The 2,349-nt window shown below is 72.6% G+C and carries 4 protein-coding genes; 1 reads left to right on the forward strand and 3 read right to left on the reverse strand.

What is annotated here, in order from left to right; translation table 11 throughout:
• On the forward strand, window positions 1-224 hold a 224-nt coding region (locus tag NQ160_RS22455; RefSeq protein ID WP_306854037.1), incomplete at its 5' end, for a formyltransferase family protein.
• Between the two features lie 30 nt (window positions 225-254).
• On the opposite strand, the gene NQ160_RS22460 is transcribed toward NQ160_RS22455, so the two are convergent.
• From NQ160_RS22460 to NQ160_RS22470, 3 genes are all read right to left on the reverse strand, one after another.
• The gene (locus tag NQ160_RS22460; RefSeq protein ID WP_257517248.1) at window positions 255-665 is read right to left on the reverse strand and encodes a VOC family protein; all 411 of its coding nucleotides are present in this window, start codon (window positions 663-665) and stop codon (window positions 255-257) included.
• A gap of 366 nt (window positions 666-1,031) precedes the next feature.
• Window positions 1,032-1,418, reverse strand: coding sequence for an MmcQ/YjbR family DNA-binding protein (locus NQ160_RS22465; protein ID WP_257517249.1), 387 nt, complete (start codon window positions 1,416-1,418; stop codon window positions 1,032-1,034).
• 50 nt (window positions 1,419-1,468) lie between these two features.
• Window positions 1,469-2,338 carry a serine hydrolase gene (locus NQ160_RS22470; protein WP_374113704.1) on the reverse strand — a complete coding sequence of 290 codons (870 nt, stop codon included), beginning with the start codon at window positions 2,336-2,338 and terminating at the stop codon, window positions 1,469-1,471.
• Between the last annotated feature and the right edge of the window lie 11 nt (window positions 2,339-2,349).

The following is a 2,349-nucleotide window of genomic DNA, read 5'->3' on the forward strand; positions in this document are numbered from 1 at the left end:
AGCGCGGCGTCAAGCTCATCGGCGCGACGAGCCACTACGTCACGACCGACCTCGACGAGGGTCCGATCATCGAGCAGGACACGATCCGCGTCACCCACGCCGACACGACCGCCGAGCTCGCCCGCCGTGGCGCGGACGTCGAACGCCAGGTGCTCTCGCGCGCGGTGCTGTGGCACGCGCAGGACCGCGTGATCCGCCACGGCAACCACACGATCGTCTTCTGACCGCGGCCGCGCGACGCCGGCGCGCGACGGTCAGGGCTGGGGCGTCTGCTGCGGCGGGTTGTGCATGAACTCGATGCGGATGCCATCGGCGTTCTCCACGAACGACGCGTAGTACCGGTCGTTGAAGCGCGGGTACGTCTTCGGCTCGCGCACCACCGACCATCCGGCATCCACCGCCACCTGGTGCATCCGGTCGACATCGGCGCGCGAGTCGACGGCGAACGCGAGGTGCTGCCACCCGACGCGGCCGTGCCGGTGCGGCCCGGTCCCCTCCTCGCGCGCGGGAAGCAGGATGAACTCGGTCTCCCCCTCGGCGTACCACGCCACCCCGTGGTCGCCGTCCTCACGGGCGAGCCCCAGCGCCGTCAGCACGGGGTCGAACTCGGCGGTGGCGCGGGCGAGGTCGTCGACGGAGACCCCGAGGTGATCGAAGAGCGGCATCCCCGCATTCTGGCGCATGCGGCGGGGTCGCCGCCGCGAAGCGGGCGGGCACTCCCACCCAACACCGGATTGCGAGCGTGAAGAGCTCCGTGTCTCAGTCGCGACCTCGCGCTCGCTTCCTCTGCGCCCCCCGATCCGCGGACGATCTCCCGTTTCCGTATGTGAGTTCCCGCTCACGCAGCTCGGGCCGCAGCCGGCCTGCGTGGGCTCGCTCCCGCACCGGGAGCGACGACGCTGCCACCGCGCCGGCGCCGTGTGATCGGGAACTCACATACGAAAACGGGAGCGTCGGGAATCCCGGGAGCGCAAGGCCGGAATCACCGCACAGCCGCGGGCGATCGCGGCGATCGACGCCGTAGCGACCCGCTAATCCAGCTGCCGAACCAGGCGGGCGGGCGCCGTCACCCGGAACGAGGCGTCGACGAGCTCGCTGACCTCGTCCCAGCCGGCATCGGCGAGGTCGATCCCGAGCCACCCCGAGGCACCCAGGTACGCAGGCACGAAGAAACGGGGATCCTGGCGCAGCGCGGGCGCGTCATCGGGATCGGGCCGCACCAGGATCGCCGCGTCGTGACGCACATGGTCCCCCGCGCCGCGGCGCTCGCCCCCGCCGAAGTAGCAGAACGTCCGCACCGTGAAGAAGTTCGGGCGGCCGTGGCTGATCCGCTCCTGCGCAGCCGGGTAGGCGAGGCACACCGCCCGCAGGCGCTCCAGCAGGGGATCGTCGGGATCGAACATCAGGGGATGCTCCATGCCGACATCCTGCCGCGCCACCGGCGCGGGGGAACCTCGTCGACGGGGGCTCAGTACACGTACTCCATCAGCTCGACGCCCAACGTGCGGAAGGCCTCGTGCGCGCGCAGCCGGTGCGCGATCGACAGGTCGTCGAACGCGACGAGCAGGGCGTACGCCACGCCGGCGCGAGGACCGGCGAGCACGCCCGCCTCCGACCGGATCCCGTCGCCCCGACCGGTCTTGTTCACGAACAGCAGCCCGTGGGCGTCGTCCTCGTGCGCGAACGGGTCCAATCCGGTGGCGGATGCCACGAGCGTCAGATCCACGTTGAGGCTCAGCCACTCCGACACCTGCGCGCTCACCCCGGGCGAGACGGCCTGCGCGTTGACGAGCGACGCGAAGAGACCTGCCAGCTCCCGCGCCGTGCCGAGCGCCACCTGAGGCGCGTCGTCGGGGCCGCGCTCGTTGCGGAATCCGTCCATGAGCGCGGTGTGCTCCATTCCCAGCGACTCCAGCCGCGCCCGCACCGCGGGCAGCCCGACCCGCTCGAGGAGCGCGTTCGCGGCGAGCGCGTCGCCGGTGGCCGCGGCGAGCACGGCGAGGTCGGCCAGCGGCAGCGCCGGAGCCTTCAGATGCTGCCACACCCCCGCCACCGCCACCGGTGGGAGCTGCTGACGGTCGACGATCTCGAGCGGGTCGAGTCGGCCGTCCTCGAACGCGGCGGCGGTCTCGACCAGCAGCGGCACGACCCCCAGTCCGGCGATCGGCAGGGTGCGGTGGTCGTCGCCCGAGAGCAGCACATCGCCGCTGTCGAGATCGGCTACGCGCACCGACACCCGCGCTCCCGACGCGGCGAGCTCGTCCAGGGCCCGCCAGGTTGCGGGGAACGATCTGCGGGCGGCGGCGGGCCGACGGGGCCGGCGGTGCGCACCCCGCAGGGACGGCTGCT

Source organism: Microbacterium sp. zg.Y909, assembly GCF_024626565.1.